13 protein-coding genes, 1 tRNA gene and 1 riboswitch are annotated in these 12,454 nt (G+C 45.1%); of the genes, 4 read left to right on the top strand and 10 right to left on the bottom strand.

All coding sequences use genetic code 11. The features are described from left to right. Positions 1-97: 97 nt before the first annotated feature. Positions 98-841, top strand: coding sequence for an N-acetylmuramoyl-L-alanine amidase family protein (locus tag CXK86_RS02175; RefSeq protein ID WP_101313411.1), 744 nt, complete (start codon positions 98-100; stop codon positions 839-841). Here the strand turns inward: CXK86_RS02175 and CXK86_RS02170 are convergent. After that, on the bottom strand, positions 816-1,610 hold the full coding sequence (locus CXK86_RS02170; RefSeq protein WP_373888052.1) for a divergent polysaccharide deacetylase family protein: 795 nt from the start codon (positions 1,608-1,610) through the stop codon (positions 816-818). The two genes, CXK86_RS02175 and CXK86_RS02170, sit on opposite strands and share 26 nt — an antisense overlap. Before the next feature lie 451 nt (positions 1,611-2,061). On the opposite strand from CXK86_RS02170, the gene xynC reads away from it, so the two are divergent. Further along, complete coding sequence (gene xynC / locus CXK86_RS02165; RefSeq protein WP_373888049.1) at positions 2,062-3,756, top strand: glucuronoarabinoxylan endo-1,4-beta-xylanase XynC; 1,695 nt, start codon at positions 2,062-2,064, stop codon at positions 3,754-3,756. 145 nt (positions 3,757-3,901) lie between these two features. On the opposite strand, the gene CXK86_RS02160 is transcribed toward xynC, so the two are convergent. Together CXK86_RS02160 and pelA are read right to left on the bottom strand one after the other, a co-directional pair. Further along, positions 3,902-3,985: transfer RNA gene (locus CXK86_RS02160), tRNA-Leu, on the bottom strand. Between the two features lie 176 nt (positions 3,986-4,161). Next, positions 4,162-5,124: a pectate lyase gene (pelA, locus tag CXK86_RS02155; RefSeq protein ID WP_036670167.1), complete on the bottom strand. Its 963-nt coding sequence runs from the start codon at positions 5,122-5,124 to the stop codon at positions 4,162-4,164. 418 nt (positions 5,125-5,542) lie between these two features. Beyond that, positions 5,543-5,674, top strand: a riboswitch (cyclic di-AMP (ydaO/yuaA leader). Positions 5,675-5,679: 5 nt separating this feature from the next. Here pelA and CXK86_RS02150 point away from each other — a divergent pair. Next, complete coding sequence (locus CXK86_RS02150) at positions 5,680-6,144, top strand: C40 family peptidase (RefSeq protein WP_036609611.1); 465 nt, start codon at positions 5,680-5,682, stop codon at positions 6,142-6,144. Positions 6,145-6,217: 73 nt separating this feature from the next. Here the strand turns inward: CXK86_RS02150 and CXK86_RS02145 are convergent, their stop codons facing one another. The 4 genes from CXK86_RS02145 to CXK86_RS02130 form a co-directional block, all read right to left on the bottom strand. Further along, entirely contained in the window at positions 6,218-6,547 is a 330-nt protein-coding gene (locus CXK86_RS02145) for a carboxymuconolactone decarboxylase family protein (protein ID WP_017689352.1), read from the bottom strand. A 141-nt stretch (positions 6,548-6,688) separates the two neighbouring features. Next, positions 6,689-6,907, bottom strand: coding sequence for a hypothetical protein (locus tag CXK86_RS02140; protein ID WP_036609613.1), 219 nt, complete (start codon positions 6,905-6,907; stop codon positions 6,689-6,691). 119 nt (positions 6,908-7,026) lie between these two features. Continuing rightward, positions 7,027-7,356 (bottom strand): hypothetical protein, encoded by a 330-nt coding sequence (locus CXK86_RS02135; protein WP_036609615.1) that lies wholly within the window; start codon positions 7,354-7,356, stop codon positions 7,027-7,029. 97 nt (positions 7,357-7,453) lie between these two features. Then, positions 7,454-8,035, bottom strand: coding sequence for a xanthine phosphoribosyltransferase (locus CXK86_RS02130; protein ID WP_036609617.1), 582 nt, complete (start codon positions 8,033-8,035; stop codon positions 7,454-7,456). A gap of 204 nt (positions 8,036-8,239) precedes the next feature. Between CXK86_RS02130 and CXK86_RS02125 the strand changes: the two genes are divergently transcribed. Next, positions 8,240-9,295 carry a YkvI family membrane protein gene (locus CXK86_RS02125; RefSeq protein ID WP_036609619.1) on the top strand — a complete coding sequence of 352 codons (1,056 nt, stop codon included), beginning with the start codon at positions 8,240-8,242 and terminating at the stop codon, positions 9,293-9,295. 135 nt (positions 9,296-9,430) lie between these two features. On the opposite strand, the gene CXK86_RS02120 is transcribed toward CXK86_RS02125, so the two are convergent. The 3 genes from CXK86_RS02120 to CXK86_RS02110 all read right to left on the bottom strand — a co-directional run bounded on the left by CXK86_RS02120 (position 9,431) and on the right by CXK86_RS02110 (position 12,450). After that, positions 9,431-10,561 carry a glycosyltransferase family 4 protein gene (locus CXK86_RS02120; protein WP_036609621.1) on the bottom strand — a complete coding sequence of 377 codons (1,131 nt, stop codon included), beginning with the start codon at positions 10,559-10,561 and terminating at the stop codon, positions 9,431-9,433. Between the two features lie 193 nt (positions 10,562-10,754). Next, positions 10,755-11,303 (bottom strand): GNAT family N-acetyltransferase, encoded by a 549-nt coding sequence (locus CXK86_RS02115; RefSeq protein ID WP_101313409.1) that lies wholly within the window; start codon positions 11,301-11,303, stop codon positions 10,755-10,757. A 106-nt stretch (positions 11,304-11,409) separates the two neighbouring features. Continuing rightward, positions 11,410-12,450 carry a hypothetical protein gene (locus tag CXK86_RS02110; RefSeq protein ID WP_101313408.1) on the bottom strand — a complete coding sequence of 347 codons (1,041 nt, stop codon included), beginning with the start codon at positions 12,448-12,450 and terminating at the stop codon, positions 11,410-11,412. Between the last annotated feature and the right edge of the window lie 4 nt (positions 12,451-12,454).

Below are 12,454 nucleotides of genomic sequence, written 5' to 3'. Positions count from 1 at the left end.
TATGAAAATTCTCAGAATGCACAGTCTAATGCCAAAGGTATCCATTGAGCCATTAATCTGCATTCGATACCTATTTCATGAAGGAGTGTGTATTCCCATGTATAAGCTGCTGATCGCTTCGGTGGCCTTGCTCATTAGCTTCCATTGTCTTCCCATGCTGCCCCATGTCGCTTATGGAAAAGCAGCCCCGTCCCAGAACAGTCCATCCATGCTGCCAGTGACCGATGGAGATGCTTATCGCTCAAGTCATCATGCCTTTGCAGCACCCGTTATCCTGCTCGACGTAGGCCATGGGGGTATTGACGGTGGTACATCAGCCCAAGGTGTGCTGGAAAAAGATATCAACCTGGCCATTAGCCAAAAGGTCTATCTCCTGCTTCGCAGCAAAGGTTATGCCGTTATCATCAATCGACTTGGTGATTATGCACTTAGTGATGAGAACCGCTGGCTGAACAGCCGCTCCCGTCATACCAGAGATCTTGCCCAACGTAAAAGCCTTAGCGAAGAAGTAAGTACAGATATCGTGGTCAGCATTCATGCGAACTGGAGTCCCCGATCGACAGCACACGGCCCGGTGGTACTGCACCAGAAAGAAGGCAGGAGTTATTTGCTGGCCCAATCCATTCAGGATGCCATGAACAAGTTGTACGAAACGGAGCACGGGGTTGTATGGGGCAAGCCCTTTTATATATTGAATTACGTGAAGCAACCTGCCGTCATCGTCGAAACCGGATTTTTGAGCAATGCGGCAGATCGAGCCAGAATGAATGACCCCGCTGAGCAAAAACGAATCGCCCAGTCCATTGCCAATGGCATTATTTATTATCTGTCGGTAGTGTAGGAGCAGACTGCCATTGCCACACATCTCGAACCAGATCACCAATCCCTACAAATTGGACCTGATTTTGCAGACGGGAGACGGATTCACGAATTACTGCGGATGTGTTCATCCCCGAATGACCGACATGACCAATGACAACACAGATATCCTTGTCGATCGCACGCTGAGCAGCCAGATCAAGTTGCTTGCGAATGTGTTGCTTGGAGTTTTGATCATCCAAGAAAATGTCATTACCTACAGGTGGCATGTTTTTGGATATGGCCAGTTCCCCCACCACGGAGCGAAAGTTCGTACGACTGTCTACAAAGAAGAGGCCCCGCTCCTTGCATACATCGAGCACAATGGACATGATGCGTTTGTCTGAAGTAATTTTGGAACCCATATGATTGTTCATGCCAATGGCGTGGGGCACATCATCAATCGCTTTCTCCACACGTGAGCGGACTTCTTCATCTGTTAGATTGGATGTGATTGCACCCGGGCCCAGCCATTCAGGTCGTCCTTTCTTGGGTTCCATGGGCATGTGCACAATCACATCCATCCCCTTTTCATGTGCAGCCATCGCATCTTTCTTCGTTGTTGGCAAAAAAGGCATGACCGCTACCGTTAGTTTAACTGGCATCGCCAGGATCTCTGCCGTACCCTTCATGTCATTACCAACATCATCGATGATAATCGCTAACCGTTTGTGATTCGATGTGGACTCTGAAGCTGCCGCTGTAGGCCCTCCTGCCGATATGCCTGCGTAAATCACAATCAAAAATGCCATGATACCTGCAATGAATCGATAAATCTTTCTCTGTACCTTCATCATGATTCCCTCCCCGTAACTTCTGTGATCTCATTGTTTGATAATGAAGGGAGGATTATGTAAGCCAAAGCCTTCCTTAATGATCATATCCCCGCCATTGAAGACCTCTATCTCAAGTGAAGATCTCCATCATTCCAGTTTTCTCCTTAGCATTCAGACAATAACTGTCATTGAACAGTTGGAAAATAAAGATTAATTAGAAAAAATACTGTAATTTGTCAGGTTTTCAGTTTAGGAATTTTTTAGTAGAATCAACAAATGAAAGAGGTTCTATGCTTCATTTCTATCCTATGATTTATGGAAGGAGGTTTTGAAAGGGTTTACATAAAATAAATGCCAGACAATCCGCTATTCTTGTTTGTTATTCCTGGTTGCGGTTTCTCTATGTAACTTACTATTATCGAGGAGGATGAAAGTAGTGAAATTCAAACTAAAAAAGACGATTAATGTTCTTTTGGCCTGTTTAACAGCCCTGCCTTTGATGTTAACCCCGACAAATGTGTCAGCAGCCAGCGATGCCAACATTAATTTGTCCTCGGAAAAACAGCTAATCAAGGGCTTTGGGGGCATTAACCTTCCTGCCTGGATTGGTGATCTGACTCCCGCTCAACGTGAAACTGCTTTTGGTAATGATCAGAATCAGTTAGGTTTCTCCATTCTCAGAATCTACGTTGATCCAGATTCCAATAACTGGTATCGTGAAGTTGCCACAGCCAAACGGGCTATCGAAAAGGGTGCTATTGTATTTGCATCCCCATGGAATCCTCCAAGCAGCATGGTTGAAACATTTAACCGCAATGGGGACACAAATGCCAAACGTCTGAAATACGACAAATATACCGCATATGCGCAACATCTGAACGACTTTGTAACCTACATGAAAAATAACGGCGTAGATCTATATGCCATTTCTGTGCAAAACGAACCGGATTATGCTCATGACTGGACTTGGTGGACTCCACAAGAGATCCTTCGATTCATGAAAGAAAATGCCGGGTCAATTCAAGGTACCAAAGTCATGGCGCCTGAATCCTTCCAGTACTTAAAGAACATATCCGACCCAATCCTGAATGATCCGCAGGCACTTGCCAACATGGACATTCTGGGAGCACATACGTATGGAACCCAGATTTCGAATTTTGCCTACCCTCTCTTTAAGCAAAAAGGAGCCGGTAAAGAACTGTGGATGACTGAGGTGTATGTTCCAAACAGTGACAACAACTCAGCAGACCGCTGGCCTGAAGCATTAGACGTTTCCTATCACATGCACAATGCCATGGTAGAAGGTGATTTCCAAGCCTACGTGTGGTGGTACATCCGCAGACAGTATGGTCCGATGAAAGAGGACGGTACCATAAGCAAACGCGGGTATAATATGGCTCATTTCTCTAAATTCGTGCGTCCAGGCTTCCTAAGAGTCGATGCAACGAAAAATCCGGATACAAACACATTTGTCTCAGCCTATAAAGGTGATAACAAAGTAGTCGTCGTGGCAATTAACCGTGGAACTTCAGCCACAAGCCAAAAATTCGTTCTGCAGAATGGTAATGCCTCTACTGTGTCCTCATGGATTACGGACAGCAGTCGAAACCTGGCAAGCGGAACCTCGCTTAACGTATCCAATGGAGCCTTCACGGCACAGCTCCCGCCTCAGAGCGTAACAACGTTTGTTGCCAACGTTACTGGCGGAAATAGCGGCGGGAATACAGGCAGTGGCACGACGTATGAAGCCGAGACCGGAACGTCACTTACGGAAGCTGCCATTGAAACAATCTACCCCGGTTACACTGGCTCCGGGTATGTTAACTTCAATGCGATGACTGGTTCGGCCATTCAATGGAACGGCATTAATAACACAACAACAGGTACCAAAAACGTAAAGTTTCGTTATGCGCTGGAAAGCGGCACTCGGAACCTCGACATTTTTGTGAACGGAACCAAAGTTATTAGCAACGAGCCCTTTCCGGCTACGGGAAGCTGGTCCACTTGGGTTGAAAAAACAATACAGGTCCCCATGAACACGGGGACCAATACATTGAAAGTGGTTACCACCGGATCGGAAGGACCGAATATTGACAGCGTTAATGTTACCGCAGCACAATAAACGTTCCGTATGGCTGATGGAAGACATTTGCTGTACGTGCAGCTAAGCACTAACCTCTTGAATACTCATCACTAAAGTTAGTGTTATATCAAAAAATGCAAAAAAAGACTCCTTAAGCGTTAGCTTAAGGAGTCTTTTTATTAGATGCGGTCGAGAGGACTCGAACCTCCACGGGGGTTAGCCCACACGGACCTGAACCGTGCGCGTCTGCCAATTCCGCCACGACCGCATATTGTATCTCCGTCATCCATATCGGCGACAAGAAATAATATATCATGCGTAATCTATCATGTCAACACTGAAAATAATAACAATAAAGCCCGAATCAGACGTCCATGTCGATTCGGGCTTTACCTTTAACTGCTGCTAATAGTTTGGTTCATTAAAACGGAAGCATACTACAAATTACAGCTTGGAAGGCCAGTTGCCATACCATGCATAACCGCCTCTTCTTTCTTTATCAATATCACTTAATTTGTATTTAACTACCCCGTCACGACCAATAAAGATTGGTTTATCCGTTCCGATCTCATAGAAGCGTGCCCAAATTGGTGCAGCTTTGGAATCAGCGATAATTTTACTATCTCCATTAGCTCTTTCATACTTGTAACCCGTAATTTTCACTTTGTTAAACCAAGCCTCCGCTCCTTTAATGGATGCGGTAATTTTAGCGTTAGCAGGTCTGGTTTTCAGAAATTTAACAATCGTTACACTCTCTCCAGCTGTCAGTGATGGCACTTCGTAGATTCTTGCGCTCGCTGGTTTAAGAGAGCTGGAATCATGTTGTTGTCCCCATGCTGTCAGCTTACCACCTGAAACGACCTGTGTATTCAGAATCGCCTCCACACCTTTGGCAACTGAATTTTTACTGCGGTTAGCAAGTGTGCTGTCGATAAATGAGAAATCACCTTTGCGTGCTGCTACTTCATCCAGCATGATCATTACATTAATCATGGCATCATCATTGTAAGTGATGTGCTTGTGGTATCCGGAGCTTTGGTAAACTTGTGGCCACCCGCCGTTTGAATACTGCATGTTGATCAAAAAGTTAATTCCTTTGATTGCAGCTGTGGAGTAACGCGGATCATTCGTCTTTTTAAATTCCTTCGCCAATCTTCTAATTTCTGAGTATGTAGCCTTGTTGTCTATCGTGGACTTTGCCCACTCTCCACTTGTCTGTTTATAATCTTTTCTCCAACCTCCATCCGGCAGCTGGTTCTTCAAAATATCAGAAATACTCGCTGTAGTACCCGACGCATCTGCAGCAGATACCGTCCCTACAGGGAGAACTGCCATTCCAACTACTGAGAACACCATCGTACATGCCAGGACAAAAGTAATTATTTTCTTCGCTTTCAAATGTAACACTCTCCTATGTTCGTTTTTATAAATCTTCCACTTCTACTTTACGTATGATATACGCCCCAAACCTCCTTTATTTGTATTTATCGCATAATAAAATCAATTTTAATCCAATATGTGGATTGGATAATCAGATAATATGCAAAAAATCGATTTTTGTCAATATATGCAACTTAATGAATATAATCTCTCTAATTCTACATAACGGGATAGTTCTTTTAACTCATGACAAACCTATTTATTTATCCAAATTCGTCTTAAGCGAACCAATAATGACGTTTTTGTCATGAATGATATCCAAACTTGATCCCTTCTTTCATATAAAAACCTTAATTCCGCTAACATTGAGGTATTACGAAGGGTTTTAAATGGGTTTGACAATTACGCATTTATGCAATATAGTTTCAAATAGTTACAAAAACTTAATTATTCATTGCCGAGTTTCATGTTTGAAAACGGGGGAACCAATTTGGGTGAATTATTCTTATACATAGGAAATATAGGGAACCTTCTACCGAACCCTTAGCTAACTCCGTAGGCATCGAAGGGAGAACATTGATTTTGAAAAAACTGATTATCTCCATTTTTGGAGCAGCTGTATTATTTACATCCGGGGCAACAAGCACAGAGGCAAGCAGTATCAACTCCGTAGTGAACAACATGACAGGTATTCCTTACAAATGGGGTGGCACAACTGTAGCCGGCTTCGACTGTTCTGGTTTTATGAGATATCTTTTCAACAAATACAGCATTGAATTGCCACGTACTTCGCAGCAGCAAGCCAAAGCAGGTACTCCCGTATCCAAGAGCAATGTTCGGACAGGTGATCTGGTGTTCTTTAATACAACAGGCAAAGGCATTTCACATACAGGTGTATATATCGGCGGCGGACAATTCGCTCATGCCTCCAGCAGTAAAGGTGTAAGCATCACGAAGTTATCGAATCCATACTTCAATGATCGTTATGTAACAGCACGTCGGGTAACTGGACAGTTTATGTATGATAAAATGTTAGGTAAAATGTGATTCACATACAAAAAGGCATCGGTTATTAACCGGATGCCTTTTTTGCACTTAAAAATGAATGTTGCATTGCTTACTAATGCAGCGCCTTCTGCACTCGCATCGCACCCTGAGACAGGGCATGTCCTCCTCCAACAGCTCCGGCCACCGCAACGGTCTCCATAATCTCCTGATCTGTTGCTCCCTTGGCCCGGGCTTCTTCTACATGGTAGAAAGTACATACCTCATTGTTGGCGAATAATCCAATGCCAAGCGCAATTAGCTGTTTTGTCTTCGCATCAATCACGCCAGGTTGGAAACATTCTCCGGTAAACTCATGATACGACTTCACCACACCTGGCAGTACATCGCTTAATGCTCCAATCTGATCCTTGTAGGCATGAACTTTATCATTCATCAATGTCATGGCTTGTAGCACACCCTCTCGGCTATAGTTACAGATCTTCCTCACTGTACCTATCTTCTCTCCCGAGTGAGTCATTTATGCCAAGAAATCATGGTAATTCCAAACATTTAACGCGCATGGCTCTGCCATAATTATAAGCTGTTACTCACTAAGTGGACTCTGGCGCGGCTCGCTGAACAGCTGATAGCTGTAACCTCGGTCCAGCTTAACGACACGTCGATTCTGACGACGGATAAGTACCTGCTCGCCATCCCAGGCAACCACAATCCCTTTCACGTCGTTCGATTCCAGCTCGTCCCGTACGACTCTAACTTTCTCACCTGACAGACGCAGGGCGTCCAATTCTGTATCACTAATCATCTTCATGGCTCCTATATTTCAAATTTATTTACAAAAAGAGACCTAAATGAAAAGTCATTTAGGTCTCACGTGACTGTATTGGACTGTCATGTCATTCGAAATTATGTCCCGACTGAAAGTTACCGCTGCGCGTGCTCTTTGCTGTCGTTCTTCTCGAACCAAAAATCAAGCACTTTGGCGGACATCACACGTTCTTCAAGGTACTCCACTTGATGCGGTGTAAATTGTTCTTTCCAAGAGAAGGACAACTCTTCGCACAAGCCTACAATCGTCAGTAATTCTGACCAGGCAACATAGCGTTTGTACCAGAAAAATTGAGGATGTTCAATCATATAGGGATAAAGGTCATCGAATTCCGTATGTTTACAATCCAGGGCACGTTCAAAATGAACTTTCGATTCCGCCAGCTTATCATTAAAAAATTGTTCTGTTGCCGGTTGGTTCCCCATGGTGTTGCCTCCTCTCCCTAACATAACCCCATTATAAATGAAATCGGCGGTCATGCAAAGGCATAGTTCAAAAAATAGGCCCTATTCCTTTAAAATGTCACATTTCGTTATCGTCAAATTGTACCGTACCATCGTTCAGGGAACGAATGCGTACCAAGGCTTCCACCGGAATACCCTGTTCACGAATCGTGCGTGCCCCTGCCTGGAAACTTTTCTCGACCACAACGCCGAATCCGACGAGTTCCGCGCCAGAACGCTCGATAATTTTGATGACGCCACGAGCGGCATCTCCATTGGCAATGATATCATCAATGAACAAAATGCGGTCATTCTCATGAATGAACTCGCGGGATACCATAATGTCAGTTACAATTCCTTTGGTAAAGGACGGTACACGTTCACAGTAAGCATCAGGATCAGCCAGAAGTGTTTTTTTGCGACGGGCGAATACAAGTGGCACCCCCAGTTCATAGGCTGCGGCAAACGCAACCGGAATCCCTGAGGATTCTACCGTGATTACCCGAGTTACTCCACTTTCACGAAAACGGGCAGCGAACTCACGTCCCATCTCCATCGTTAATGCAGGATCAATCTGGTGGTTCAACAGACCATCCAGCTTTAATACTTGATCCGAGATAACCACACCTTCTTGTAAAATTCGTTGTTTCAATAATTCCATGATTTGACCTCCCAAGCCTATCCTATGAGGTAAAAGTATCATATATCTATCTATAAGTTCAAGCGAAATTGCCTTGACGCTGTCCTTGGGACGCATTTCAAGCCAAAGCTCATTATCGATTGTCATGACTTTCGTGGGTCAAGCATACCTTGTACCATGGTACCCGCATGTCCAAACTATACAGGGGCCTGAGAGGGGAAACACATGAAACAGGCATTTCGGGTGCTGCAGATCGCATTTACATACATTGGAACGGTTGTTGGAGCCGGCTTCGCTACAGGGCAGGAAATTTTGCAGTTTTTTACCCAGTATGGCAAATGGGCCACCATCACCATAGGCTTATCCACCATGCTCTTTGTCTGGTTAGGTACCAAAATGATGCTGATCGCTCACGATACCGGGTCCCGCTCTTATGAGGATCTGAACAAACATTTATTCGGCCATAAGGCGGGCAAATGGATCACCTGGGTGACCCTTCTCATTCTCATTGGCGTGAACAGTGTCATGCTTGCCGGAGCAGGCTCCGTTTTTGTCGAGCATCTGGGTTTGCATTATCAGACAGGTCTGATCGTCACACTTGTAGGGACATATCTGCTTCTCGGTCGGGGCATTCAAGCCATCCTACAAATGAATAGCATCGTTGTGCCCATGATGCTCCTGCTATCTCTGCTCATGATCACCAGTACGATCCATCATCCAGGTGCTTCCCGATTCATCACACTGACGACAGACTCAAACCCTATTCAAGTGTGGCTGTCTCCACTATTGTATACTTCATTCAATCTGGTGTTGGCTCAAGCTGTTCTTGTGCCTGTAGGTAACCAGATTCGTAGTCGGAATGTGCTGAAGTGGGGTGGAGTATTGGGTGGAATTGGCGTTGGTTTCATGCTGATGGCAGCTCATTTTGCCATGTCAGCTCAGATGCCCGGCATCATCCAATTCGAAATCCCGATGGGCAGCATTGCCTTTCAACTTGGATGGGCAGTGCAATCTGTATATGTATCCCTTATTTTCATGGAAATATTCACTACCTTTGTAGCCGATATCTATGGAATGACCTTGCAACTGAGACAACATATACGTGTCCATCCCCGTTTCATTACATTAACCATTATGCTATTGTGTTACTCACTCAGCCAGTTTGGATTCAGTTCCCTGCTGTCCATCCTTTACCCCATCTTTGGAACTATGGCATTAATCTGGGCTGCCAAATTGGTACTGAACCGCTGGGGCACCTTTCGTAAACGCAACAATATATAAATCTCACGGTCCATGTATTTCATGAATATGAGCATCCGTTTGCCTTCTAACCACAATTCACCGCGGGTACTCTTTCCTTAAACATGACAAAAGGCCGCTGTTTATCACAGCGGCTCGCACTTTTTGCTCTACGTTTTAGGCTTGGCTAGGAAACTGAAGATACATCTTTTTCAGCTCATTGACTGATCTGCCGAGCGAGTAATGTGTTTTGGCTTTTTCACACGCTGAACGGGCAAGTTCATAACGATAAGCCGGGTCCAGCATCACCTTTTCAAGCGCTTCAGCTAATGCAGAAGGATCTTCTGCCGGTACAAGCAACCCATTACTACCGTTCTCGATCTGTTCCGGTATACCACCTACATCCGTACCCACAAGGGCAAGACAACTCAGCGCCGCTTCAGCAAAGACGGAACCAAATGCTTCTGCCCGTGAAGGAAGTACAAAAATATCAAAGAATGGCATGAATTCCTCAGGGTGCAGTGTGTAACCATAGAAGATGGTCTCATTATAGATCCCCAGTCGCTGCGCCAATTCTTCCAGGTCAGGACGAATCGGTCCATCTCCAATAATATGTAACACATAATCATGACCTCGACCCTTCAGTTCCGCACAAGCTTTGAAAAGAATATCCAACCCTTTTGCCGGAACAAGCCGACATACCGTGACCAGCTGTGGTATCGCATTATCATGAGGGATCGGCTTAAAGCGCTTCTCATCAAATCCATTGGGAATCACACCGATGACATCAGGTTCCTTCACGTAGGGAGCCAGATAACGGCGGAACGAATCCGACACCGTCAAAAGGCGCTCTGCCTGGTGTTCCAGCTCACCATATATCGCGAGCAGGAATCGATGCTCCGGTCCATCCGTTTCAATGCGTCCATTAAGGATTAATTCTCGTTCATAACTGGAGTGAATCGTCTGAATGAGGGGTGTATCCGGGAAAACTGTTTTCATCGCAAGTCCTGCAATTGGGTGGTGGGCATGGATCAGATCATAGGGCTTCTGAATTCGCAGTTTGGTCCACCAAAGATAATCACGATATGTTTGAATATATTTTTGGACAACAGGACTATCCTGATATTCAGTCCAGTCAAACGTTTCGAACTGAACTTCCTCTCTGCCCTTATTGCGAATTCGCTTTGGCAACGAGAACAGATCCATTTCCCACCTCGGGGTTGTAAATCTCTCTTGCATATACGGAATCATAGAGGATACACCTCCGGGCTGCTCCGGAGGAAAGAAAAGCGCCTGCAGCAATTTCACCGTTAGTTTCCCCCTTTCTAACTTACGTACTGCTCTACTATCCATTATGACATAGGGAAGCCGGAACATCTATATTACGATAACTCGTATATACAACATATTCATGAAACGTTCCCCTCAGAAGCAAAAGCTTTAATTCAGCAGTCCATCGCTTGCGGTTGTCGTCAACATATTCATAGGATAGTCAGAATTCTCAGCTCAGTGGCTCCACGGGCTTCTCATATGTACTGTAACCATCGGTCACTCCCAAAAAAGTATACCCGTTCCGCGCGTAAAAGGCGTTCAACGTAGCATTGCTCGCTCCGCAATCTAACCGAAGATTATGTTTGCCTTCAAAATGTATGCGGCTGCTGGACCATTGCAAAATGGACCGTCCCAGACCGCTCTGAGCATATTTTCTTCGAATCGCTAACCGATGCAGATAAATTGCGCCATCCTCGGCATGAGCTTTTGAACCCCAAAGATGAATATCCCAAGGACTTGGCTGAACCAAAAGGATGACCATCCCCGCTACATCCGCTCCTTTTTTGAATACAAACACATCCCCACGGCGAATCGCCCCTGCCGTATCATGTGAATCTTCACCTTTAAGCAAAGCGTTCCATTGGGAAGAACCTTGGCTCTGTAACCATTCGGCTGTCTCCACCAGCAGCGACATCACATCCTCCGTATCTTCCGGCTTCGCCTGAACCGCTTGAAAACCATCGTTAATATATTCGCTACTGATCCTGAATGAGTGCATCATTGTTCTCCTCCGCTTCCTGATCTCTTTTAAACTAATGGTACTATACCGGGAAATGGATTTTTCGTCAAAATGAGAACAAAAAAAGGTAAAAGGCGGTTGCCCTTTACCCATCTATTCTGGCTTCATCAATAATCTGATTTCGATACAACATCGTCAGGTGCAAGGTGTCAAACTCCATTTCCTTGTCCAACTCCTGCATCAACACTTCGACCAGGCTCTTTCGCTGAATGCTGGTACCAGGAACCTCGTAATCAATGTATCCCGTCAGATCGGAATGAGAAGTGTCTATTGTTGCTGTTCCCACAGGCAATCCACCTCGTTCCTGAAGAAACAGCTCATATACCCGGAACTCCCGATCCTTACGCTTTAGCATGACATAACATGTTTCTTCAGCAGCTTCAAGCTCATCCAGATCCGATTCATCGGTATCCTCAAATTCCTCGGAGAAATCGCGATGTACCCACTCTAACGTTTCGAGTTCGTTGCCCTGATGCCACATGCGGATCGTAATCGTATCGATGATATCTTCATCCAGCTCTCTGACTAGTAACTCTGCCGCAGCTTCCAATTGATTCTCTTCCGGCTCGTCATACCAGTGTATTTCACCTTGTACATCAGCGCCATATTGTTTTAAGGAAGCTTCTGCAAGTTCCTGCCCTTCGACATCATTGAATATATACGTCGATATGCTGCGTCCTGCGCTTACCATTTCCATCTCCAGAACCTGATCCCGATCTTCATATGTAAACGATTCGGCTTGTGAAACAGGGATTACCTTACTTCCACTGCTACCTATATCGTCATAGCTGCCTTCGTCATGATTCATCTCTTTCGAAGGCCACATTGTCTCTGACTCAGGCATATGCAGAACCGTATGTAATGAGCCACAACTAACCAGCACTTCATAATACGCAGCTTCCAACGCATCTGCAAGAGATCGGACATAGGCATGCACTTTTTCCACGATACGTTGCTCTGTATCATCTGGCAGAGACTCCTGCTCGATCTGAAGACTACCAGATAAACGATCTCCTTCTCTGTACACAAGGAAAAGTGATCCTGCATATTGACCATTGACCATCACGTCCTGTACTTCTCCACCTGATGTCCGCAGGTCTGCAACCAATTCCACATCATAATTCATCACG

The sequence above is a fragment of the Paenibacillus sp. BGI2013 genome, assembly GCF_002843485.1.
In the GTDB taxonomy this organism is placed as follows: domain Bacteria; phylum Bacillota; class Bacilli; order Paenibacillales; family Paenibacillaceae; genus Paenibacillus; species Paenibacillus amylolyticus.
Note: the sequence above shows the minus strand (reverse complement) of the source record. Positions and strands in the feature narration are given on the sequence as shown.

Excerpts from the sequence above, each read along its gene's own strand:
- CXK86_RS02125 (WP_036609619.1), top strand. The coding sequence starts at position 8,240 with ATGAAACAGGCATTTCGGGTGCTGCAGATCGCATTTACATACATTGGA.
- CXK86_RS02140 (WP_036609613.1), bottom strand. The coding sequence starts at position 6,907 with ATGATTAGTGATACAGAATTGGACGCCCTGCGTCTGTCAGGTGAGAAA.
- CXK86_RS02170 (WP_373888052.1), bottom strand. The coding sequence starts at position 1,610 with ATGGCATTTTTGATTGTGATTTACGCAGGCATATCGGCAGGAGGGCCT.
- CXK86_RS02175 (WP_101313411.1), top strand. The coding sequence starts at position 98 with ATGTATAAGCTGCTGATCGCTTCGGTGGCCTTGCTCATTAGCTTCCAT.
- CXK86_RS02145 (WP_017689352.1), bottom strand. The coding sequence starts at position 6,547 with ATGACATTGATGAATGATAAAGTTCATGCCTACAAGGATCAGATTGGA.
- xynC (WP_373888049.1), top strand. The coding sequence starts at position 2,062 with ATGAAAGTAGTGAAATTCAAACTAAAAAAGACGATTAATGTTCTTTTG.
- CXK86_RS02130 (WP_036609617.1), bottom strand. The coding sequence starts at position 8,035 with ATGGAATTATTGAAACAACGAATTTTACAAGAAGGTGTGGTTATCTCG.
- CXK86_RS02115 (WP_101313409.1), bottom strand. The coding sequence starts at position 11,303 with ATGCACTCATTCAGGATCAGTAGCGAATATATTAACGATGGTTTTCAA.
- CXK86_RS02135 (WP_036609615.1), bottom strand. The coding sequence starts at position 7,356 with ATGGGGAACCAACCGGCAACAGAACAATTTTTTAATGATAAGCTGGCG.
- CXK86_RS02110 (WP_101313408.1), bottom strand. The coding sequence starts at position 12,450 with ATGAATTATGATGTGGAATTGGTTGCAGACCTGCGGACATCAGGTGGA.